This window comes from Streptosporangium sp. NPDC000396 (genome assembly GCF_042898655.1).
In the GTDB taxonomy this organism is placed as follows: Bacteria; Actinomycetota; Actinomycetes; order Streptosporangiales; family Streptosporangiaceae; genus Streptosporangium.
Genome location: NZ_JBIAZA010000058.1, coordinates 1 through 23405, shown reverse-complemented (window position 1 = coordinate 23405; position 23405 = coordinate 1). Strand labels below are relative to the sequence as shown.

Here is a 23405-nt window from a genome sequence, read left to right as displayed (position 1 = left end):
CGCCTCCGGCGCCGACGGCGGCCGGATCGCGGAGACCTTCGCGACCGTCGGCGGTCACAGCGACCGCCACGTGCCCGCATCTTGATCCGCTGATCTCACGAAAGACGAGTACAACCACATCAACGTCACCGCTCACGACCACGGGGACACTTCAGCTTGCGGACGATGCTGACCGGCGCCGTGGGACCTATCTGAACCGCCCCGAACGGGTACCGCAGCCTCCAACAGGTGATCTTCCGCCGTCCGCCACGGGACAAAAGTGTCACCGATGCACGTTGTCATGGCGTGAAGCGGCGGCGAAGCGCTCTGAAAGCCACCCGCGCGGAATGCGTGCGTAGGAGGAGCGCAATGAGCACTATGCAGACTCCGCCCACGGTGGCAAAGAGCCAGGGTTCGTTGGTTTCCAGGACCTGCAGGAGCGCGAGGGCGATACCGGCGGGGACGGTGACGAGGGTGAACACGACCACGGCGCTGTTGACATGTCGGTTCTCATCATCGCGGGTGAGCCGGTTGAAGTCGTTGATCTCGGTGAGGATCTGCTCGAAGCGCTCGCGGAGCACGTGCTGGCGCTGGTAGGCGGTCAGCAGGCGGTTCGGGGTGCCGTGCGGGGTCAGGTGCTGTGCCCACAGCCGGTGGCGGAAGGAGCTGACCTCGCGTTCGAGCTCGGCCATTGTCGCCGTCAGCGAGGTGTCGAGTGTGGCTGCTATGCGCTCCTCCAGGCGGGTGAGCCCCTGTTTCTGGAGCATGCCGAGCATGACCGCGTCCAGATAGATCGAGCGCAGGTACAGCTCCGCGTAGCCGAAGAACGGGTCGTCCCGTCCCTGGTCAGGACGGACACCGACGACGCCCATCCCGTCCCGCAGGACGACGGCATGCCAGTCGCTGGAGAGTCGGATGATCTCGTTGTCCGCAGGTTCGAGGTTCTTCGGGTCGGGGGGATAGTCGGCCAGGTTGGTCCGGGAAGCGAGGGCCCATAGCCACTGGCAGGCGGGTGCCCAGCGCCAGTAGCGAGGCTGCCGGTACAGGCGCGGCAGCCCCTGCCCTGCTGAGGTGATGAAGGAGATGGTGAAGGGTCGGACACCTGGCTCGATCTTGGCTTGGTCGCCGACGAGCTCCTGAGGGTCAAAATTGGCGGCCGGGGCGTCTCTTCGCCTGGCCAGCGTGCGCAGCAGCGCGACGGGGTTTCCCCGCTTGAGTCGTAGGTGGATCGCCACCAGCCCACCGGCATCCGGCTCGTCGGTCACGCGGAGGGCTTCGATGCCGGTGACCTCGACGTCGCCGATGACACGATGGGATGCGTCGTGCCAACGTCTGGGGTGCGTCGCGTCGCCGTACAGCACGCGGGCTGCCTTAGCGCTGTAATACTCGCTGCGCGCCTCCGCAGTGGAGCGGACCTGGCCGTGCTGGAGGACCGAAGGACCCGCCTCCCACGCGGGTGTGGCAGGGAAGCGGGCCTCGTAGACGACGATGATGGTTTGTCGTGCCAGCGGGGTCACCGGTAGTAGTCCTCGACGTCCGGAAGGTCCATGCGGATGACGTAGCAAGCGTGTTCGGAGTCCTCCGGGTCCACCAGGAACCGCACCCGTTCGCCGGTCCGGATGGTTCGGAACCCCTCAGTCACGATGTCGGCGTACATGAAGGAGTGATGCTTGCCCGTGTCAGCGTCACGGACGATATAGGTGCCCTGACGCCCGCCCTGCCCACTGCCGTACGGCATGCGGTCGACGATGTAACCGAATCGCTGCCCACCGGTCTCTTCGCCGCTCATCACAGCTCCTCGACGCACCGGAAACCGATCGCGTTGCTGCATCCCCGCCTCCGCGCCAGACCCTTGGAGGAGGTCTGCAGGGCCCGGTAGGGGTTGTCATAGGAGCCACCGCAGATGACAATCTCGTTCAGGTCATCGAGTACGGTGCCAGTGATCTCCCAGACATTTCCGGCCATCTCCCGGATGCCGAAGGGGGAGACGTTGCCAGGATGAGCGTCGACCGGGCTGGGCATGGCCTGACTCAGCCTCCCGCGATCGAGTTCCTCCCGCCACGTCTCGTAGGTGATCAGCGCACGACCGCTCCAGGAGTCAGCGCTGCTCACGATGGCCAGGTCGATCTCGTCGCCCCAGGGGAACAGCCGGCCGTCGGTCCCGCGGGCGGCGGCTTCCCATTCCAGGGAGGTGGGCAGGCGCTTGCCCTCGAAACGGGCGAAAGCGTAGGCACTCCAGTAGTTAATGCAGATCGCCGGATGGTTCTCGTAGGCCGGGTCGGTGAAGTACTCCTGGATCTTGAGTCGTTCCTGCCATGGTTCGTGGGAGAACTCTTCGGGCTTGTTGGGGTGGTCCCACTGCCGTGAGCCATACTGGCGCACCGCTTCCAGGAAACGGTTGTAGCGACCGACCGTGACGGGGAAACGGTCGAAGCGGACGGGCCGCTCGACACGCCGGAGCATCAGGTGGTGGCTCGGCCCGACCAGGTAGACACAGGCGGGCAGGATGCAGTCGTCAGTGAGGCCCTCCTGTCGGGACCTGCGGTGAAGGAACTCACGTACCTGCTCGGTCAGGCGTGGACTCCCTCCAAGGACCGCTTCCCGGCTGGCTGGGTCGCGGAGAAACTCGGCGGACAGCAGCTCCTGGTAGGCGCTGTGGGCGAAGGCGACCGCGGACGGCCCGGCGAGCCGGAACAGGGTCCGCAACCGGAACGCCTCATAGGTGAGCCGCCCGCCGTCGAACAGCTCGATGCCCAGATCATTGACGAGGTCCACGAAGGTGAAGACCATACGGCCGCGTAGGAAAGCAGATCCGAAGTACGCCGTGATCGACGGCAGAACGGATACCAGGCCCGCCACACCCGCGACTTGCGAGATGCGCTGCCAGGCCAGATCGGCCAGATGGGGAAGGCCTCGGCTCCGATCGAGGCCAAGGTCGTCAGCCAGCCGTACTTCCAGCGGTGAGGCCGAGGCGGCGACGTCGTGCAGGCGCAGAGCGGAGAAACGCGGCACGAGCATGGGGTTCACACCCTGGGCGTGGAGCTGCTGGACCAACTTCTCCGAGATCAGAGCGGTGCCGTCCAGCAGCCGCCGCACCTGCGGGGAGTCCTCCAGGAAGGAGATTCGGGAGGTGGTGATGACCGCTGACTCCGCCGACAGGACCTGGGCGATCTCGGTGAACAGCTCTAGGAACCCGGCCTGGGTCGTCGACGGCACCGCCTCGTCGATGCCATCCAGCGCACAGAGTACCGAGCCGGAACGGGCGAAGTAGTGGAACACCTCGAAGACGTACGCGCTCTCCACAGCCATGTACGGGGTGAGGATGCGCGTGACGAATTCGCGGAACTCCTCGTCCGGCTGCTTGAGGCTCATGTCGAAGTAGAAGCGGTACCGCCGTCGGCTCGCCGTGGCCGAGCGGGCGACCAGCTGTTTGAGTAGTGTCGTTTTGCCGCTGCCCGACCGACCGACGATGAGCAGGTTCCCGCCCGAGGCCGCCACTTCGTCCAGCAGTTGGTCGGCCGCGCCGACCCGGAATATCTGCTGCTCGCCCGTACGCTCGTCGGTGGTGAGCAGATCACCTGAGACTGTCAGCCTTCCCGAGTGCAGCAACTGCGGGTAGGCGCCGACGACGTCGGCCAGATGCCGGTCCAGGTCGACGAACGCGTCCATGAACCGGTCATAGGTAAGTACTCGGTAGTCGCCGCCCAGCGGATTCGGCGCCTGGCTGATGCCGTTCTCTTCCAAGATTAGGAAGCGGGTGAGCTTTGGCAACCGGGTCTGCAGCAGCTCGCCGTCGGTGGCCTCAAGAACCTGGATCACGTCGTCAACGTTCCTGCTCAACAGCAGCTCGACGTACTCACTGCGTAGCCCCCGCTCACGGAAGAACAGCTGGTAGACGGTGTTGCGGGACAGCTCGAACCGCTTGACCGGCTGGAAGCCGAGTGTGAGGTACAGACCCGCAAGGAACTCCGCTTTGGCGGCCACCTCGGGGGCCAGCTTGGGCACGTCCCCGCTCAGGATGCCGCTGCCGGTGCTGCTGAACCACGCCAGCACGTCCAGCAGCCGGCGGACTGCGGTGAGCCCGTCCTCCTCGGCGATCTCGTATCCGTCATGGGTGGACCGGTTCCGCAACCGTTGGATGTCACGGAGAGAGTCGAGGACATTGCTACTGCGGATGTACGGCTGCGCTCCCTTGATCAGCTCGTTCAGCGCTTTCCCGCCTGGATCGCCGGGAATGTTGTGGTGCCGCCAGAGTTGTTTGAGGATCCGCTCGGTGATCTTCCCGACCAGGGCGATCGCGTTCTCGGGGTAACCATCGCCGAGTGACTTGATGGGGCGCTCGAAGTCCAGGCCGAGATGGCGGGCGACCCGGGAGTGGTCGTCCAGCTCGTTTTTCAACTGGAACAGGCGGCTGTCGAGCTCGATGCTCACGCGGTCTCCTTCGTCGTCCGCGTTTGCGCCGCTGCGGTGTCCACCGGTTCACTCGCTTCGCTCGCGAGCGTGCTCTCCTTCGCCGTCCGCCTCCGTGACGCCCTTGCACTCATGGGTTCACTCGCTCCGCTCGCTCACGGTCATCTCTTCGTTCCGAGCACGAAGGCGAACCGATCGGGGAACCGGACCTCGGGACCGGGATGCTCACGGCGGATCTCGGAGATTCCGGTCTCGATCTCGGCGTCGTCGAAGTTGGACAGCAGCGACATGTACCGGTCGCGGACCATTTGTGTGTAGCGCTCGACGGTGAACGTGAGCGGGAACTCGTCATAGGTCAACTCGGTGCGCAGCCCGCTGTGGACCATCGCGGCGGCGATGTTCTCCGGGTCGGGCTGCCGTTCCTGGAAGAGCTTCAGGGCTGCTTCGAACAGCGGGTAGTCGATGGTCGTGGGCAGCATGACGACGAGGATTCGCCCGCCCGGCCGTAGGAGACGAGTCAGGTCGGCAAGGACACGCGGCGGATCGGCGACGTGGTGGAGCACCTCTTTGAGGAGGATGGCGTCGTAGCCGTCATGCGGCGGTGCGATCCGGTCTTCGGCAAGGTCCTCTGCGCCCGTGTGCAGCGGGATCAGCCGCTCATCGGCGGGAAGTTGCGCCAGCATCGCGAGGGAGGGGTCGGCGCAGACCACCGTGTTCGCCCGCACGACCAGACCGCGGGCGTAGAGACCAGTCCCGCATCCGAGATCCATCACCAGATCTCCCGGGTCGGGATCCAATCGGTCGAGGACGGCGCCGGTCATCCACCGGATGAACTCCGGGCTGTAAGCCCAGTTCTCGTCGTACCTGTCCGCCAGGCGGTCGTAATGAGCCCGCGTGACATCGCTCCGCACGAGACGTTCCTTCCAAGCCGAGGCGCCAGGGCAAGCCTCAGCATCCGACGGGTGGGAACGTCAGTCAAGGAAGGGCAACTCCAGTAGGGGGTTTCGGTCGGTGATGTCGGGGATCTTTATGAACCGCGGTGCTGCTTGTCAGGGATCGGGCCTCGGATGCGGCTGGCCGTACTGCTGATCGGCGACGACCACGCGGCCATCCGAAAACGGTGCTCCAGGACCGGCGGCGGCACGCTGTACTCTCCGCCGCCGGTCCTGGGTTCTGGGGCTGGCGTCCGTGGGAAGGAGCCGAAGCTCGGACGTGCCCCTTGAGACGTCTGCTCCCGGACACGGGGGAGTCTGGGAGCAGACGGGTCGTGGACAGATGACGTGGCCTTCCCCGATCTGATGCTTGTCGAGGACATCGGCCATTTCGCCGGGAACGGTCAGTCCGGAGCCTTCTGAGGATCTCTGCGGTAGGGGGGCTCGCGTAGGTGGAACCACACACGTTTCCCGCCCCGCAGCGGTTCGATCTGCAGGGTTTCGGTGAGCATGGACAGCAAGAACAGTCCTCGGCCGCTCTCTTCGTCCTCGGTTGGCTCCTTCACCGCCGGAAGGACACTGTCGAAGTCGGTGACCTCGACGGTGATTCCGTCCACCGTTTCGCGTACCAGTAACTCGCAGGCGCCGGGGGCGTGTTTGTGGACGTTGGTCAGCAGTTCGGTGACTCCCAGTTCTGCCACGGAGCTCAACTCGCTTCTGCGCCATAGCCGCAGGTGAGCCCGGACCATCTCCCGGACAGGCCCCATCACTTCCGGGCATACCTCGGAAAGCACCATGTAGTACTGGCGAGCGGGAGCGGCCGTCGTAGCAGACATGTGACGTCTCCAGGAGGTGGGCGGGTGGGAGCAGCGGTCATGTCTCATGGTGATCGTCTGGACACTGTCCGCTGTCATGCCTTGATGATGTAGTGCGATCTACCCTGTAGGCAAGCCATTCTTAGAAGAAAGTCTTTCCTATAGGAGAGATGGCGTTTTCCGGGGATGATCAGAGCGTTACGCTCCCCAGGAAGAGGGAGGTGGCCAATGCCTGTCGAACCCACTCCGCGTCGGCGACGCCTGGGCGCGGAACTCAGACGCGTCCGTGAGTCTCTGGGGTGGACTCAGGAGGAGGCGGCGAGTCGTCTCGGATACCAGTCCCTCTCGACGGTCAGCAAAATTGAGAACGGGTTGCAGGGGCTCAAGATCCAGCAGCTTCCGCACTTCTTCGAGGTCTACGGCATCACCAATGCCGGCCTACGGGAGGAACTCCGTGATCTCGTGCGCCGTGCCGGCGAAGTTGACTGGTGGCAGCGTTATGAGGGCGTGGTTGACGATCCGCTCGGTGACTACCTCTCCCAGGTGGAGAATGCCAGCGCCCTGTTCGTCTTCAACCCCCTCGCTGTCCACGGCCTGCTCCAGACTCCGGAGTACGCCCGGGCGGTGACTGAGGGCAGCAGGGTCTGGAAGACCCCCGAGGACATCGACCGATTCGTGGCGCTACGGTTGGAGCATCAGCGCGCCATGGTGGAGCGTCGGCCACCGTTGAAGATCTGGACGGTGCTTCCCGAAGGTCTGCTACGTCAGGAAGTCGGAGGGGCGGCCTGTATGCGTGCCCAGATTGAGCATCTGATGAACCTGGCCCATACCAGCCCTACCGTCACCATTCAGGTCCTGCCGTTCTCCGCCGGAGCGCACGCGGGGATGGACGGCCCGTTCATGCTCATGTCCTTCCCCGCCGGTCGTGACCTCGTGTGCGTCGAGTCCCTGCGGGCCTCCCTGCACCTGAATGAGCCCGAGGCCGTCGAGCTCTATCGGACCACCAGCGACCTGCTGAAGTCCGACGCCTTGTCGCCGAAGGCTTCGCTGCCGCTCCTCGCCACAATCGCCAAGGACCTCTCGTGAACAAGAACGCCCTTGACCCTGGCTGGATCGAGACTCAGCTCCAGGATGCTCACTGGCACACCAGCAGCCTCAGCAGCGGCGGCACTAACTGCGTCCAAGTCGCCTTCCTGGACGGCGGCATCGTGGCCCTGCGGGACTCCAAGAACCTGCAGAAGCCCCCACACCTGTTCACCGACGCCGAGTACGACGCCTTCGTCGGAGGCATCGAGCGCGGCGAACTCCGGCGTCCCTGAACATGGGGGATTAAGCGGTGACGAACATTGCGGCACCCTGCGCCTGCCGAAAACTCCATCCAGGTCAAGCGGCATGTGAGTACTCGTGGAGAACCATCCGAGCCGATCTCGTCGGCGTATGCTCAGGTTGGCGATACGGCTCGGATCTGTGATCGGATCCGGGACGGCACGTAGTGGAGCCGCTTGGGCCAGGGCTTGATGCCAGCGCAGAACGGTATCCGCGGACGAGGAGCCGCAGCCAGCGCAGGACTTCACGAGGCAGTGGTGCCAGGAACGCGGTGAGAAATGCCCGGTCCTCGGCGGCGAATCTCACCCGGATGTCGGTGCCGAGCTGCCGTCGAAGAACGTTGACTTGGTGGCGCAGGACGAGAATCTCGACGCCCTTGTCCCGATCGCTCATCGGCAGCAACCGCAGCGCGGCGAAGGTGTTCGTGACGGCGAGATAGGCCAGGCGAAGGAGCACGGCCGATCATCATGCCGCACAGGTTGTCTCTCCCGGTGACTGGAGATCGCCCATGCCAGGAGAAGACCTGCAGGGCCGGCGACCTGCCCGGATGGCATTTTCGGCAGGCGCAACCCCGTGGACGAGCACAGGGCACTCGCCGAGGACTACGGCTTCGACGTGACCCAGCGGGAAGGCTTCCCTGCCCTGCGGCGCCTCCGCGAGCTCAAGCTGGTGACCAGCGTGCTGCCCGTCCTGCGGAGCAACCCCGGCGTACGGCCGCAGTGGGAGCATCGCATGTGCAGCTTCAGAACTCGGGATATAGCTGCCCGATGGCAGCCATATCGGTGACCGATTTTCGGCCCCAGCGGACGGACACGTGCGAGATGACCAAGTCGACCTTCAGCGTGGTGCCGTCATCGCCTGTCGCCGGGCCGACCGTGCCTTGTGACCAGCACCTCACCGAACTCATGAGGGCTCGCTCCCGCGAGCCCCGGACGGCTCACTCAGAGGGGATGCCGATAACTTCGACGTCCACGTCGTAGAGAGACTTCAGTGTCGTAGCCATGCTGACGAGTGCGACCTGCGCGAAAGGAAAGAGCGTTTCGGGAGTCAACGTCCGTCCGGTCCTGAGATGGATGGCGAAGACCACTTTCCTGGGACGGTAATCAAGCGGGACATCCCGGGCCCCCTCGCTGACCTCGGACACGACCTCACGGAAACGCACCCTGGCCTCGGGCTGATTGATCAGTGCTTCGACCGCGACAAGGGCCTGGTTGAACAGGTGGCTGAGCGGAGGGGAGTCCTTGGTGGGCTTGACACAGATGAGCTGGCCTTCAGGACCGTAGAGGTCGCAGGCCTCGAACCCGTTCCCCCGGTGGAGGGCGGTCCGCACATACTTGCGGTCCAGGCACAGGTAGTTCGCGCGACCGAGCTGGTGCTGGACGCGCAGATTGTAGGCGTCCTCGTGCTCGTCCTTCCTCCATGGCGGCAGGACCGTCGAGGAGTCCGTTCTGATCAGTTCGCTGACCTGCCTGCAGATGGAGTTGAGGTACTCGAGGCCGGTCTCCTGCCACTCGCCGTCGATCAGGAAGTACTGGTGAGCGCCGATGGCGAGCTGCGTCTCCAGCCAGCAGATGGCGGGAGCCCCCCCGAGGGATCCAGTCCCGTCGCGACCGTCGGACAGCTCGATACGGCCGTCGCGCAGTGCCGCCGCGGGCGTGGTGCGGTGAAGGACGCGGCAGCGGCTCAGGATGTCCTGCAGCTCCAGGCTCCGCCTGCCCCTGATCCCCGCGGAGCCGATCCTGATGTTGTATGAGACGGTCTCACTGAGCTTGGGGACGAGATCAACGGGCACGGCAAGGTCGAAGGGCATTTCGATTTCCCCGCGGAGCCCCTGGTCGAGCAGGGCGTCCAGGTGGCTGACGAGAGACGCGTCCCGTACCGGCTTGATCGCCTCAATGAAGGCGAAACTCGGGTGGACGTCCGCCGTGCAGATCTTGATGACCTGCTGGAGAAAAGCGACGAGTTTGACGTCGTCCAGCGGGATGGGCAGGCGGAGCCCGGCGGAGCCGTCGACGGAGATGGATCCCCCGTCCTCCAGTCCCAGGATGTCCGTGTGCAGTTCACCGCCGAGCCGCCGGACGATCTCGGCGTGCTGCCGGACGCCGATGCTGCCGATGGGCAGGCCGGACGGGACCAGGGTGGAGTCCTGACGGCCCCGACGGGTCATCGAGCGGCGGACGATATCGCGTACGCGGTCGGGGTCGACTGCGCGGACGGCGAACCGGAGCCCGAAGTCGGGGTCCTTCAGGTCATCGGGAACGAGCCGGAAGCCCTGACCGAAACCGATGGCGAAGACCTTTCCGTCGACGGCGATGAGGAGCAGCGCGGCGGCCTTCTTGTCGTCGAGCGACATGTCCGCGCGGACGAGCTGCGACAGGTCTCCCGACCAGCCGACCTTAGGGATCTTGAAGTGGCCGCGTACCAGATAGGCGACTGCGCCGGGGAAGTCGGGAAAGAGCGGGGCGAAGGCCAACTCGTCGAGGCGTTCTCCATCGAGCGCCGAGAACAGGCCGTCGAGAGTGGGTTCAACGTCGAGCAGGTGGTACAGCGTGACAACGCGGGTTTCAGCCATAGCCGCTCCACATGGGGAAGAAGGCCGTGTCTCCTGGCACGGCCAATGAGGACGGGGAGTGGTGCGCTGGTTCGGGCCACACGCGGCCCGGGGCGTCGCTAGACTCGCGACGTTGAAAGCATTTCCAGGAGAACATGAAGTGAAAGCACTGTCAAACACTATTCGAAGGCTCGCAAGGTGTGTACAGTGAAGTCCACTGGAGAGTCGTTCGAGCTTTGGCAGGATGATGTGGTGTCTCGTAAGCCTGAGCAGGTGACAGCCGCCGAGATATCCCGTCTCGCGGGAGTCACGCGTGCGACGGTCAGCAACTGGCGTCGTCGCCACACGGATTTCCCGTTGCCGAGTGGTGGGACGGAGACGAGCCCTACCTACGATCGGGAAGCGGTCGAGAGATGGCTGGCGGCCCGTGGACAGCTCCCGGAGCCGTCGCCTCTGGACGAGCTACGGACCGAGCTGCGCAGGTTGCCCAAGGGCATGGCCGCTGACCGCTTGTCTGACTTCTTTCTCGCCGCTGCACGGATGGACGCCGCTACGCGCCGGGAGCTGAGCGAGCTCCCGGATGAGAAGTTTATGGCTCGGCTGCAGAACCTGCTCCGAGAACACGTCACCGCCCGGCAAGATCGATCTGCGGCGTCGGCGATTCCTGTGCTCCGTGCCGTCCTACGGTCTGTGAACGAGAGCGGAGCCGTGGAGACACTGGATCTGCTCCAGGAGCGGCACTCCGCCGACGGCACTGTACGGGGTGCGTATAGCACTCCCGAAGCGGTGACGGACCTGATGGCTGCCCTCCTTGAGGGGAAGACCTATCCGGTTAGTGTCTACGACCCCGCCTGCGGATTGGGAGGACTGCTGGTTGCGGCAGGTCGCCGTGGTTCCACAACCCTCTTCGGACAGGACATTCTCCAGGCCCAGGCCGATCAGTCGGCTGTCCGTGTCAGTGTCCTCGTGCCCGGAGCCGAGGTTCAGATCCGCGCGGGCGACAGCCTGCGCCAGGACGCTTTCCCCGGATTGACCGCAGAGGCGGTGCTGTGCAACCCGCCCTATGCGGTTCGGGAGTGGGGCCATGACGAGTTGGGTTATGACCCTCGCTGGGAGTACGGCGTACCGCCCAAGGGGGAGTCCGAGTTGGCCTGGGTTCAGCACTGCCTGGCTCATCTGGAGCCGGGCGGGCCTGCGGTCATGCTGCTGCCCCCCGCGGTCGCCGAACGGACCGGAGGACGGAAGATCCGCGCCGAGCTCGTACGGCGGGGTGCGTTGCGTGCGGTCGCATCCCTGCCACCCGGAGCCGCACCGCCATCACACGTCGGACTCCATCTGTGGATCCTAAGGCGACCCGCCGAGGACAGGGCGGAGGTCTCGCCGGTGCTATTCGTCGACGCGACGCTGGGTGAGGCACTCGGCGAAGTGCAAGCGCAGAGCTCCACTGGTTCCGGGAAGACAGAAGCCGCTCTGGAACTCATGAGGAGGGCGGAGGGCAAGGGCGAAGTCCGGGTTCTCACGCGGAAGGAATTCCAGCGGACCATCATCGAGCACTGGCGGCGATATGCGGAGGCTCCCGAGCATTTCGAGACAGTTCCCGGTGTCGCCCGTGTCGTGCCGGCACTGGAACTGATCGACGAAGGCGTCGATCTTACCCCCAGCCGCCACGTCCGCACCGCACCCCCTGTGGTGGCGCCGGATCAGCAAGCCGAGTCGGCACGCGCCTCCCGCATGCAACTGCGCCGTGCGGTTGACGCGCTGGCTGCGGTGAGTGGTGGTGAGAACTGGAAGCCCGGCGGCGCAAAGGCCGCCACGTGGCGCACGGCGACCGTCGCCGATCTCATGCGCGGCGGGGCGATCGGACTTCATCGGGTGACGGGGGCATCGAGAGGGAAGCGGCTCACGGAACCCGTCATACCGCCGGAGCACGACGATCTCCGCGTCCTGACGGCAGGAGACGTCGTCGCTGACCGGACGGCCTCAGGCAGCGTCGAGGAGAGCGCCCTCACGGAACTGCTGGAGATCCAACGCGGTGACGTCGTACTCCCAGAGATGCTGCACAGAGGCTCGGGTATAGCCCGAGTGACCGACGAACGGGATACCGGTACAGTTCTCGGTCCGCATCTCTACCTGTTCCGGCCCGACCTCGATCGGCTCGACCCCTGGTTCCTCGCGGGATTTCTGGCGGCGGAGGACAACCTCCACAGTACGGCCAGCGGCAGCACAATCATGCGCGTCGATGCCCGGCGACTACGAGTGCCGCTGCTCCCCTTGGACGAGCAGCGGCGGTACGGCAGAGCGTTCCGCAGGCTGGCTGCCATGCGAAGAGCCGCCGGCCTTGCCGTACGGCTGGCGGAGGAGACCACGCGGCAGTACGGCACTGGGCTCACCAGTGGATCTCTGCTCCCACCTGGTGACTGACCCGGGTGACATCCCGCCTTCAGCATCCGAATCTTGAGCGACAACGGAAAGGAAACCGGTGAACCACAGCAAGGTCGCCGAACTCGCGAACCACGCCTGGTCGGTCGCGGACCTGTTGCGGGGCGACTACAAGCAGTCCGACTACGGCAAGGTCATCCTGCCGTTCACCGTACTGCGCCGCCTCGAATGCGTCCTGGGGCACACGCGGGACAAGGTCCTGACCGAGAATAAGCGAGTGGAGGAGTTGGGGCTCGACCCGGAGCGCTGGCTGACAAAGGCCTCGGGGCACAGCTTCTACAACACCAGCGAGTACACGCTCAAGAAGATCGCGAATGACCCGGGTCAGGCGGCCATACACCTGAACGCCTACATCGGCGCGTTCTCCCCGAATGCCCAGGCAGTGATGGAGAAGTACGAGTTCGCCCAGCAGATCAAGCGGCTCGACGCGGCCAACCTGCTCTACCAGGTGATGGGGCGGTTCGCCGATCTGGACCTACGGCCGGTGAAGCGGGACGCCGACGGCAGCGTGGTCACCGACGAGAACGGCAACCCGGTGGTCGTGGTCTCCAATCACGACATGGGCTACGTCTTCGAGGAACTGATCCGCCGCTTCGCGGAGCAGTCCAACGAGACCGCCGGTGAGCACTTCACCCCCCGCGAGGTCATCGAGCTAATGGTCAACCTGCTCCTCGCCCCCGACGACGACCTCCTGACCGTCCCCGGTGCCTCCCGTGCGGTGCTGGACCCCGCCTGCGGCACCGGCGGCATGCTCACCGCGGCTGAGGAGCACATCCGCGCCCTGAACCCCGACGCGAACGTCGAGGTCTTCGGACAAGAGCTCAACCCCGAATCCTGGGCCATCTGCCGATCCGATCTGATGATCAAGGGACAGGACCCGGAGAACATCAAGTTCGGCAACTCCTTCAGCGAGGATGGCCACCGCGGCAGGACCTTCGACTACCTGCTCGCCAACCCCCCGTTCGGGGTGGAGTGGAAGAAGGTCAAAGATGTCGTGGAGCGCGAGCACGAGAAGGAAGGGAAGAGCGGTCGTTTCGGCGCTGGCCTGCCCCGCATCAACGACGGCTCGCTGCTCTTCCTTCAGCACATGATCTCTAAGATGAAGCCGGTGGAGAAGGGCGGGAGCCGTATCGCCATCGTCTTCAACGGCTCCCCGCTGTTCACCGGCGCCGCAGGGAGCGGGGAGTCGGAGATCCGCCGGTGGATCCTGGAGAACGATTGGCTGGAAGGCATCGTGGCCCTGCCCGACCAGCTCTTCTACAACACCGGTATCTCCACCTACTTCTGGATCCTCACCAACCGCAAGGACAAGGGCCACCGGGGCAAGGTCGTGCTGCTGGACGGCCGCGAGCATTGGGTGAAGATGCGCAAATCCCTCGGTGACAAGCGCAAGTATCTCACCAAGGAGCACATCGCCGAGCTGACGAGGCTGTACGGCGAGGCGTTGCATGTCGCGGACGACCCGGAGCACCCGTTCCACGGCAAGGTGAAGGTCTTCGAGAACGAGGACTTTGGTTACCACCGGATCACCGTGGAGCGTCCCTTGAAGCTCCGCTTCGAGGTGACGGAGGCGGCTCTGGACGCCGTCCGGGAATCGAAGGCCCTCGCCAAGCACGTCAACGTGGCGATGATGGTCGATGCCATCAAGCCATTCATCGGGCAGAGCTGGGAGGGGAAGCTCGCCGCCTTCGCCGGGGTGCGTGAGGCGATGGCCTCGGCCGGCATCCTCTGGCCGTCCACTCAGCCCTTCCTCACCGCGCTCCGCGACGTCATCGGCGTGCGCGACCCGGAGGGCGAAGTGCAGATGAAGAAGGGCGAGCCCGAGCCGGATCCGGAGCTGCGCGACTACGAGAACGTCCCGCTGGACCAGGACGTGGAGGAGTATCTCCGGCGCGAGGTGCTGCCGCACGTTCCCGACGCCTGGATCGACCACACCAAGACCAAGGTCGGCTACGAGATTCCCTTCACCCGCCATTTCTACGTGTACAAGCCGCCGCGCCCGCTGGCGGAGATCGATGCGGAACTCAAGGCCTTGGAGGCCGAGATCCAGGCACTGCTGGGGGAGGTGACGGAGTGAGCGGTCGTGTGACGACACTTCGTGCGGTGGCTGAGGTGGCACTCGGGCGTCAGCGTTCCCCGCAGCACGCCGAAGGGCCGCATATGGTCCGGTATTTACGCGCGGCTAATGTGAAAGATGGCGTCCTCGACTTGAGTGATGTCCAGCAAATGAATTTCACGCCCAATGAGCAGGTAATATTTTCTCTTCGGCCAGGCGACGTCCTCGTGACAGAGGGGAGTGGAAGCCTGAGTACGGTGGGCGCTTCGGCTGTATGGCGGGGTGAGCTGAAGGGGCCGGTGTGCTTTCAGAATACATTGCTTCGCCTACGCCCACGCGAAGGGGCGGATGGAAGATTTCTTGAATGGTGGGCGCGTTCAGCCTTTGCTTCTGGTCTATTTGCCTCGATAGCGTCAGGTGCGAACATATTCCATTTGAGTGCTGAGCGCGTCCGGGCCCTCTCTTTAAGTCTGCCTTCCTTGAGGGAGCAGCGGCGTATCGCCGACTTCCTCGATGCCGAGACAGTTCGTATCGATGGGTTGATTGCGGCGCGAGACAAAATCGAGAGCAAACTCCTGGAGCGGCGCGAGGCGAGCGTCATCGCTCTTGTCACTGGCGCTTATTGGACAGAGCGCCGGTCGTCCAATTTGGCTTGGGTTGATGATCTGCCCTCGTCATGGCCGGAAGTCCGCCTCGGGCTCCTGGCCCGTATGGGAAGCGGTCACACCCCGAGTCGATCGCGTCCCGACTGGTGGGTGAACCCGACGATTCCGTGGATCACAACTGGAGAGGTTCGGCAGATCCGCAATGACCGGCAGGAGGTCATAACCGAGACGCGTGAGAAGATCAGCGAACTGGGGCTTGCAAACAGCGCTGCAGAGCTCCACCCTGCAGGGACCGTAGTGCTATGCCGCACGGCTTCAGCTGGATACTCAGCGGTAATGGGCGTCGACATGGCCACCAGCCAGGATTTTGTGACGTGGACTTGCGGCCCGCAGCTTGACCCCTACTACCTGCTGTGGTGCCTACGCGCGATGCGGCAGGATCTTCTGGGGCGGCTGGCCATGGGGTCAACCCACAAGACCATCTACGTTCCGGACCTGCAAATGCTCCGGATCCCTCTTCCCCCGATTGAAGAGCAGCGTGAGATCGTTACGCGAATCCGCGGACAGAATTATCGAATCGATCGGTTGGTCGACACGGTCAGGCGCCAGATAGACCTCCTTCGAGAACGTCGGCAGGCGCTGATCACGGCGGCCGTCACCGGGCAGTTCGACGTGTCGTCCGCCAGCGGGCGAGGAATCGAGGTGCCATGACCGACGCACCTGAGCAGGCATCGCCGTTCATCTCCCGGGTCCGAGTGAAGGGCTTCCGCTCTCTCGCCGACTGCGACGTCGGGCTGGGGCCGTTGACCGTACTGGCCGGGTTCAACGCGGCGGGCAAGTCGAACTTCATCGATGTGCTCCGCTTCGTGTCCGACGCTCTCACCACCTCGCCGGGGCGGGCGGTGTCGGCCAGGGGCGGGCTCGATCGAGTGCTCTGCCACGCCCCCGAGGCGGGAGTGCGGGCAGCGAGCTTCTCGATCCGGCTCGACCTCGGTTTCGGTGCGCGGAGTGAGCGGGTCAGGGAAGCCGTATACAGCTTGGAGGTCGGTCGAGGCGGAGAGCGGCGAGATGCGCCCGTCGTCCTCAGAGAGGAATGCCGTGTCCGGCTTTCCGGAGGTGAAGAGGAGTGGTTCGTCTCAACGCCAGAGCGTTTCGAGGCCAGCGCTCTCATCTACGCTGGTGAGCGTGCGGCGCAGGGAGAGCACGACCGGCTCTTCCTGCCCGCCTCGGTGTTCGACACACCCTTCCGGGAGGTCGAGGCGGCGCTGCGCGGTATGCGTTTCTACGATCTTGATCCCGCTGTTCTCAGCGGGATCGACGACGACACACAGCGCCACACCGCGCTCGGACCTCACGGTGAGCACCTCGGCCATGTGCTCGGGTATCTCGCGGAGACCGACCCGGCGGAGAAGGAGTATCTGGATGGTTTCCTCCGGGCGGTCATTCCTCAGGCGCTTGGGGTCGACGAGCGCAGGGAGGGCGAGTTCTCCACGGTTCAAGCTCGATTCTGGAGCGGTGATCCGGTAGTACCGTTCTGGCAGGCGGTGGCCGTCGGTGCCGTGTATGAGGGGGACGCGCATGTGAATGTCTTCCGACGGCAGGAATTGTCGGAAGGGACCTTGCGGGCTGCGGGAGTGCTGGCGGCTCTGTTTCAACCCGGTACCAGCGACGGATCGATTCCCCTGGTGTCCCTTGAGGAACCGGAGAGAGCCATTCACCCGGCGAACGCATCGGCCCTGTTCGAGGCGATGCACGCCGCATCGGAACGCACACAGGTGATCGCCACGACACAGAGTTCGGATCTCCTGGACGACGAGTATGTCGAGCCCGGTCATCTGAGGATGGTAGAGATGAGCGGAGGGATCACCCGTATTGGGGAGCTTGACGACTACACCAGCCGCCATCTGACGGCCAACCCTTCCCAACTGGCGCAGATGCACCGGCAGGGGCATCTGCGGCCCGCCAGTTCCGGGAAGGGAACGTGATGTCTCCTCAGCGCATCGCCATCGTTGTGGAAGGGCACGGCGAGGTGAAAGCTCTTCCCATCCTCCTCTACAGGATCGCCGCGGAACTGCTGCCTGAGCGCTGGCCGGAATTCCTTCGACCGTTCCGAGTAGGGAGAGATTCGCTGGTCAAGGAACGAGGGATCGAAAGTACGGTCGATGCCGTACTGGCCGACGCCGGTGATCTGGCGGGGCTTCTCGTGCTTCTTGATGCCGACGATGACTGTCCCGCCACCATGGGGCCCGGGCTGCTGGCCCGCATCCGAGCCGTCCGGCCGGATCTGCGTGCGGCTGTGGTGCTGGCTAACCGGGAGTTCGAGGCATGGTTCTTGGCGGCGGCTCCATCACTCAGCGGATGCCAGGACCTTCCTGGAGATCTGACCGTGCCGCCGGAGCCGGAGAAGATTCGCGGATGCAAGGAATGGTTGAGCAGGCACCGTCCCAGCGGCATGCCGTACCGGCCGCAGAGCCATCAGTCGGGGCTGGCGGCACAGTTTGACATGCGGATGGCGAGGGTTAACTCGCCCTCGTTCGACAAGTTCTGGCGTGACGTCGAGTATCTGGTCACCGGGAAGAGGTAGCCCTCATGAGCCCCATTCACCACGAGTCGGTGTTCGGCGACGCCATCGTCGCCTCGATGCGTGACAGCGGCTGGCGGCTCGGCAAGAGCTCCGACTACCGGCCTGAGCTGGCATTGGACACGGGAGAGCTGTTCACCTTCATCGGTGATACCCAAATCGACGAGTGGAACGAGCTGGTCATCGCCTATGGCGGTGATGTTGAGGCCGCTCAGCGAGGGTTCGCCAAGCGGCTCGACCAGGCGATCGCCACCGAAGGACTTCTAGACGTGCTCCGTAAGGGCGTCAAGGACCGAGGGGTGCGGATCCGGGTGGCGTACTTCAAGCCGTCGCTGGTGACGTCCGAGGAGATCCTGGCCGACTACCGCCGGAACCGGCTGACCGTGGTCCGCGAGCTGGCGTACGCGACCAAGCAGGCGGACCAGGGCAACCGGCTTGATCTCGCGCTGTTCCTCAACGGCATCCCGGTGGCGACCGCGGAGTTGAAGAACCCGCTTACCGGCCAGGGTGTGGAGGAGGCCAAAGAGCAATACCGGACCCAGCGTGACCCCTCGGAGCCGATCTTCTCCCGGCGGGTGGTGGCGAATTTCACGGTCGACCCGGACCTGGTTTTCGTCGCCACGAGGCTGCGCGGCAAGCCGACCGTCTTCCTGCCGTTCAACCAGGGCTCGGAGGGGCCCGGTAAGCCCGGAGGGAAAGGGAATCCGAAGCCTGCGGAGTCGGGGAAGTACGCCACCTCCTACCTGTGGGAGGAGATCTGGCAGCCGGACAACTGGCTCGACCTGCTGGAGCGCTTTGTCCATTTGCACAAGGAGAAGGGCTCGGACGGGCGGACCGCCAAGCGAATTATCTTCCCCCGCTACCACCAGTGGCATGCCGTACGGTCCCTGACCGACCACGTTGCCCTTCACGGCGCTGGACACAACTATCTCATCATGGCTTCTGCCGGGTCGGGCAAGTCAAACACGATCGCCTGGCTGGGGCACCGGCTGTCGTCACTGCACACTCCGACCGACGTCGCAGTCCTTGATGCCGAAGCGGTGAAAGCCAGCCTGAAGCCCGGGGAGCCGGTGTTCGACAAGGTCATCATCATCACCGACCGGAGGAACCTGGACGCGCAGCTCCGTGAGACGGTCGGCAGCTTCGAGCAGACGGCTGGACTGGTTGTGCCGATCGACGAGAAGCAGGGCGCCAAGTCTGAGCAGCTCGCCGCGGCGCTGTCCAAGGAGACAGGGAAGATCATTACGGTAACGCTGCAGAGTTTCCCGGCGCTCCTGGACTACCTGCGGCGCACACCCACCGAGATCAAGGGCCGCAGGTTCGCAATCGTCGTGGACGAGGCGCACTCCTCCCAGTCCGGCGACGCGGCCACCGCGGTCCGGGACGCGCTACGCGACCTGGGCCTGGATGCCGACACCGATGAGGCGGGCGCGACCAGTGTCCCGGCGGACGCCGTACAGGATGGGGCGGAGAGCACCGACGCCAGGCTCAAGGCCAGGGCCTCCCGGCGCGGGATGAGCGCCAACCTGTCGTACTTCGCGTTCACCGCGACGCCGAAGGCCAAGACGCTGGAGCTGTTCGGCACGCTCGGCAAAGACGGGGTCTACCGGCCATTCCACACCTACGCGATGCGGCAGGCCCTCGAGGAGGGCTTCATCCTCGACCCGCTCGCGAACTACATCACCTACAGCACGTACTGGAAGCTGGTCAACAATAACCCGGACGAGCAAGAAGTCGACCCGGCCAAGGCGAACCCGCTGCTCGCCCGGTACGCGCTCACTCATGACTCGACTGTGGCGCAGCATGCGCAGGTGATCGTGGAGCACTTCCAAGCCCACACCGCCGGACGGCTCGGTGGCCGGGCCAAGGCGATGGTGGTGACCACCTCCCGGCACAGTGCTGTGCAGATGGCCCGGTCCATCAAGCGGTACATCGGCGACCGCGGCTACCAGGGTATCGGTGTGCTGGTGGCGTTCTCCGGGGCACTCGTGTACGACGGCGAGGAGACGAGCGAGTCCAAGGAGAACGGCGGTCTGTCCGAGACAGCCCTGCCGAAGGCGTTCGCCTACACTCGCGCCGACGACAAGTCCGTGCAGGTGGGCGGACCGGGACAGCCCGAGTACCGGGTCCTTGTGGTCGCGGAGAAGTACCAGACGGGCTTTGACCAGCCGTTGCTGACCACGATGTACGTCAACAAGAGATTCACCGGGATCAACGCGGTGCAGACGTTGTCGCGATTGAACCGGACCATGGACCGCAAGGCCCAGAGTGACCTGGCCGTGCTTGACTTCGCCAACAAGGCCGAGGATATCCAGGACGCCTTCCGGCCGTACTTCGAGGAGGCTGCCACCTTCCCCACCGATCCCAACCTGTTGTACACCGCGCAGGCCAGGGTGATGTCCGTACCGGTCCTGGTCGAGACGGAGATGCGGGACTTCGTCGAGGCCTATCTGATCGCCGAGGAGAGAGCCGGGGGTGACCAGGGGAAATGGGCCAAGCTTCACGCGGAGCTGTACCGGCATCTCGCGCCCGCCTGCGAGCGGTTCTCCGCTCTGCTGAACAGCGAGGACGAGGAGGAGCGCGCGTCTGCGGAGGGCTTCCGCAGCGACCTGAACGACTACGTCCGCAAGTACGCGTTCCTCTCGCAGATCATCCCCTACAGCGACGCGGAGCTCGAGCGCCTTTACCTCTTCGGACGGCACCTGCTGAACCGCTTGGAGCGGAGCGAGGACGGCAGCGTGGATATCGGCGAGGTCGACCTCACACACTTGAGAGTCGAGAAGACCGGCGAGTACGACGTCAGCCTCACCTCGGAGGGCTCGGCAACGCTGAAGGGGTTCGGTGATGGGGCCGCCAGCGGCAAGGAACCGGAGAAGTCGCCACTGTCGGAGCTCGTCGAGAGGTTCAACGAGCGATTCGGCACGGAGTTCACCGAGCAGGACCTGATCAAGCCCTTCGAGGAGACGATCAAGAACGAGAAGGTGCAGCTCGCGGCCGTAGCCAACGTGGACGAGGAGAACTTCGGCTTCGTCTTCGATCGGGTCTTCGAGGAGAAGATGATGGAACACTTTGATACCATCGCCGACCTGGGCCGCAAGTACTTCGGCCCGGATCCGGACTTCCGCAGCTCGCTCAACCGCAGCGCCCGCAATGCGGCCTGGAACCTGATCCGGCGCCAGCAGGGGATTGTGGACGACGTGGCGTGATGTCGTGCATGAGTGTCAGGAATGATGAGTGATTCCCTAGACGGCGGACAACTTAAGAGATCACACTGGTCGCACAAATTCAGACAAGTGTGAGATGACCGGGGGATCGGTGCGATCACGGAGAGTCGGCAGGCGCTACGAGCTCGTCGAGGAGATCAGCGCCGGGGCCATGGGTCAGGTCTGGCGAGGTTACGACGCTGTCCTTGACCGCGAGGTCGCGATCAAACTGATTCTCCCCGGGATCGTCTCCTCTGCCGAGGACGCCGAGGTTCTGGCCAAGCGGTTCCGGCGAGAGGCGCGGATCACGGCCCGGATCAATCATCACGGTGTTCCTCAGGTGTACGACGCGGTACTGGACGAGGACTTCACCCGCCTGTACCTGGTGATGGAGCTAGTCCACGGCACACTGCTCTCAGCCTTCGTTTCCCCCGGCAATCCGCTCCCGATCTCCTGGGCGGTGGCGGTGATCGCCCAAGTCTGCACCGTCCTGTCCCACGCGCATGCCATTCCCGTCGTCCACCGGGACCTGAAACCCGACAATCTCATGGTCGCCGAGGACGGAACGGTCAAGGTCCTCGACTTCGGTATCGCCGCGATACTGCAGACCGGTGTCACCAGGCTCACCGCCGCAGGAGCGTTGATGGGAACGACACGGTACATGTCCCCGGAGCAGATTCAGGCGGTCCAGGTCACCCCGCAGAGCGACCTGTATGCCGTCGGCTGCATCATGCACGAGCTCCTCACCAGCAGGCCGGTCTTCGCTGATGGGCCCCGGCTCGTGCAGCAGCACCTGTTTGAGGAGCCTCCCCCGTTGCGCGGGATCCGCTCTGACGTGCCGGCCGAGTTGGAGCGCCTGACCTTGGAGCTGCTGGAGAAGCTGCCGGAACGGCGTCCGGTGGACGCTCAGATGGTCTTCGAGAGGCTGCTTCCGTTCCTCCCGGATCGGGGTTCCAGCCCCAGCGCTTCGGAACGGTCCTCTGTAGGGATTCCCGATCCGACCCGCCCCTACCGCAATCCCTGCGCGCCACGTCGCCGTCCCGAACAGGCGGTTACCGAGCTCGCTGAGGATGAGGTCGTCTCCGCGGACGACGCGCTCAAGGTGATCAAGGCTGCCTTGGAGCAATCGGATGAGCTGCTGGGCGAGGAACGGTTCGCGCAGGCGGCGGACGTGCTGCGAGCGGTGCTGAAATCCTCCGCCGACGCGCTCGGCGCGGACAACCGCCGTGTGCTGTCCCTTCGCCAGCGACGGGCAGCGATTCTGGTGATCGGCGGTGACTTCCGGCGGGCTCTGCCTGAATTCGACCGACTGGCGGAGGCGTACGCACGCATCGCAGGCCCGGGTGACATCGAGACTCTTGAGTGCCGGAGGCAGGCCGCTTTATGTCGAGCGGAGCTCGGCCAGGGCGCGGCAGCACTTGAGCAGCTCCGGCAGGTACTGGTTCGCTACCGTGCGGCTAAAAGCGATGGAGACGAGGCTGTGCTGGAGCTACGTCGCGACATCGGCTCCCTGCTGGCCACCGAAGGCCATGCTGAGGACGCGATTGCCGTCCTGCAACCTCTCGAGCAGGACCTCGACCTACTGTACGGCCCAGCTCATCCTCTGGCTCTAGAGGTGAGAGATCTCCTGGCTCGACTCCGCCTCACCAGCGGCTGATGCAGACTGGCCGCTCCTGGACTTTCCCGGTGTTCCGGCGCTTGTCTTGGCTCGACAGGCGTTACGGGCGACGACTTGTTTGTGTGCCATCGGAGCTGACCGCAACTCGGGGCGAAAGGGCTCGGTGATCACCATCTGTGGTGGGCGCATGGTGGGCACGGACGGGCGTCCGTGCCCACGTACAGGCCACCAGTAACCGTCACCGGGACTCGCCGCTGACATGCGCAAACGCCCTCACTCAACACGGCCGATCATGGGGCGTCACAGCGCGAGGCACGCTCATAATCCCTTGGTCGCGGGTTCGAGTCCCGCCCGCCCTATCCCTCATGACCATCCGAAAAGCGCCCCTGATCTGCTTCTTCACGACCTGGGGGCCTCTTTGCTGCCCGGCGCTGTCCGGTTGTCACCAACCGTTTGCGGTCGGCTCTCCCCAATGCCTTCCCGCGGGGTCGCAGCTTCCTGAGCGGGTCGGAGATGCGACGCTTGGCTGCTTGGTCCTGGCCCACGATGCACTTGGCGTAAATCTTTGACGGCACGTCCACGCTGTGCCCGCCTGGTGAGCGACCCGGGGCGCCTGCGCTGAGCGGGGTGGACATGCAGGTATGGCGATGGAAAGGCTTTGCAGATGACTCACTCCGCCCGCGTGGCCGTGTTCTCTCTCGGCGGGACGATCGCGATGGTGCCGAGCGCGGGCGGTGGCGTCACGCCCGCGCTGACGGCGAGCGACCTGCTGGCAGCGGTGCCCGGGCTCGGCGAGCTCGGCGTCGGGCTGGAGGTGCACGACTTCCGGCAGCTGCCCGGGGCGTCGCTGTCCTTCGCCGACCTGATCGAGCTGGCCGCCGCCATCGAGC

General features: G+C 64.8%; 18 protein-coding genes. 11 read left to right on the top strand and 7 right to left on the bottom strand.

Going from position 1 to position 23405, the window contains the following annotated elements; genetic code table 11:
* Positions 1-278 precede the first annotated feature (278 nt).
* The 5 genes from ACFY2X_RS46190 to ACFY2X_RS46170 form a co-directional block, all read right to left on the bottom strand.
* On the bottom strand, positions 279-1496 hold the full coding sequence (locus ACFY2X_RS46190; protein WP_389951540.1) for a hypothetical protein: 1218 nt from the start codon (positions 1494-1496) through the stop codon (positions 279-281).
* Positions 1493-1768 (bottom strand): hypothetical protein, encoded by a 276-nt coding sequence (locus ACFY2X_RS46185; protein ID WP_389951538.1) that lies wholly within the window; start codon positions 1766-1768, stop codon positions 1493-1495. Before ACFY2X_RS46185 ends, ACFY2X_RS46190 begins: the two co-directional genes overlap by 4 nt.
* Positions 1768-4410 (bottom strand): SUMF1/EgtB/PvdO family nonheme iron enzyme, encoded by a 2643-nt coding sequence (locus ACFY2X_RS46180; RefSeq protein ID WP_389951535.1) that lies wholly within the window; start codon positions 4408-4410, stop codon positions 1768-1770. Before ACFY2X_RS46180 ends, ACFY2X_RS46185 begins: the two co-directional genes overlap by 1 nt.
* Before the next feature lie 140 nt (positions 4411-4550).
* A complete protein-coding gene (locus tag ACFY2X_RS46175; protein ID WP_389951533.1) occupies positions 4551-5300 on the bottom strand; it encodes a class I SAM-dependent methyltransferase in 750 nt (249 codons plus the stop codon).
* A 425-nt stretch (positions 5301-5725) separates the two neighbouring features.
* Positions 5726-6157, bottom strand: a complete 432-nt coding sequence (locus ACFY2X_RS46170; protein WP_389951530.1) for an ATP-binding protein — start codon at positions 6155-6157, stop codon at positions 5726-5728.
* 207 nt (positions 6158-6364) lie between these two features.
* On the opposite strand from ACFY2X_RS46170, the gene ACFY2X_RS46165 reads away from it, so the two are divergent.
* A complete protein-coding gene (locus ACFY2X_RS46165; protein WP_389951527.1) occupies positions 6365-7222 on the top strand; it encodes a helix-turn-helix domain-containing protein in 858 nt (285 codons plus the stop codon).
* Positions 7219-7455, top strand: a complete 237-nt coding sequence (locus ACFY2X_RS46160) for a DUF397 domain-containing protein (protein ID WP_389951524.1) — start codon at positions 7219-7221, stop codon at positions 7453-7455. The genes ACFY2X_RS46165 and ACFY2X_RS46160 overlap by 4 nt, the downstream gene beginning before the upstream one ends.
* 64 nt (positions 7456-7519) lie before the next feature.
* Here ACFY2X_RS46160 and ACFY2X_RS46155 read toward each other — a convergent pair whose 3' ends face one another.
* Positions 7520-7918: a hypothetical protein gene (locus tag ACFY2X_RS46155; protein WP_389951521.1), complete on the bottom strand. Its 399-nt coding sequence runs from the start codon at positions 7916-7918 to the stop codon at positions 7520-7522.
* Between the two features lie 117 nt (positions 7919-8035).
* Between ACFY2X_RS46155 and ACFY2X_RS46150 the strand changes: the two genes are divergently transcribed.
* Positions 8036-8248: a hypothetical protein gene (locus ACFY2X_RS46150; RefSeq protein ID WP_389951518.1), complete on the top strand. Its 213-nt coding sequence runs from the start codon at positions 8036-8038 to the stop codon at positions 8246-8248.
* A gap of 151 nt (positions 8249-8399) precedes the next feature.
* Here the strand turns inward: ACFY2X_RS46150 and ACFY2X_RS46145 are convergent, their stop codons facing one another.
* Positions 8400-10034: a DUF6119 family protein gene (locus ACFY2X_RS46145; RefSeq protein ID WP_389951515.1), complete on the bottom strand. Its 1635-nt coding sequence runs from the start codon at positions 10032-10034 to the stop codon at positions 8400-8402.
* 186 nt (positions 10035-10220) lie between these two features.
* Here ACFY2X_RS46145 and ACFY2X_RS46140 point away from each other — a divergent pair, with 186 nt between their 5' ends.
* The 8 genes from ACFY2X_RS46140 to ACFY2X_RS46105 form a co-directional block, all read left to right on the top strand.
* Positions 10221-12434 (top strand): N-6 DNA methylase, encoded by a 2214-nt coding sequence (locus ACFY2X_RS46140; RefSeq protein WP_389951512.1) that lies wholly within the window; start codon positions 10221-10223, stop codon positions 12432-12434.
* A gap of 58 nt (positions 12435-12492) precedes the next feature.
* Entirely contained in the window at positions 12493-14529 is a 2037-nt protein-coding gene (locus ACFY2X_RS46135) for an N-6 DNA methylase (RefSeq protein WP_389951509.1), read from the top strand.
* Positions 14530-14555: 26 nt separating this feature from the next.
* Entirely contained in the window at positions 14556-15824 is a 1269-nt protein-coding gene (locus ACFY2X_RS46130; RefSeq protein ID WP_389951506.1) for a restriction endonuclease subunit S, read from the top strand.
* Between the two features lie 92 nt (positions 15825-15916).
* On the top strand, positions 15917-17098 hold the full coding sequence (locus ACFY2X_RS46125; protein ID WP_389951503.1) for an AAA family ATPase: 1182 nt from the start codon (positions 15917-15919) through the stop codon (positions 17096-17098).
* A gap of 26 nt (positions 17099-17124) precedes the next feature.
* Positions 17125-17697 (top strand): DUF4276 family protein, encoded by a 573-nt coding sequence (locus tag ACFY2X_RS46120; protein ID WP_389951500.1) that lies wholly within the window; start codon positions 17125-17127, stop codon positions 17695-17697.
* Between the two features lie 5 nt (positions 17698-17702).
* Positions 17703-20900 (top strand): type I restriction endonuclease subunit R, encoded by a 3198-nt coding sequence (locus ACFY2X_RS46115; protein WP_389951497.1) that lies wholly within the window; start codon positions 17703-17705, stop codon positions 20898-20900.
* 109 nt (positions 20901-21009) lie between these two features.
* Positions 21010-22554 (top strand): protein kinase, encoded by a 1545-nt coding sequence (locus tag ACFY2X_RS46110; protein ID WP_389951494.1) that lies wholly within the window; start codon positions 21010-21012, stop codon positions 22552-22554.
* 625 nt (positions 22555-23179) lie between these two features.
* A partial coding sequence (locus ACFY2X_RS46105; protein WP_389951491.1) for an asparaginase domain-containing protein occupies positions 23180-23405 on the top strand: 226 nt, incomplete at its 3' end.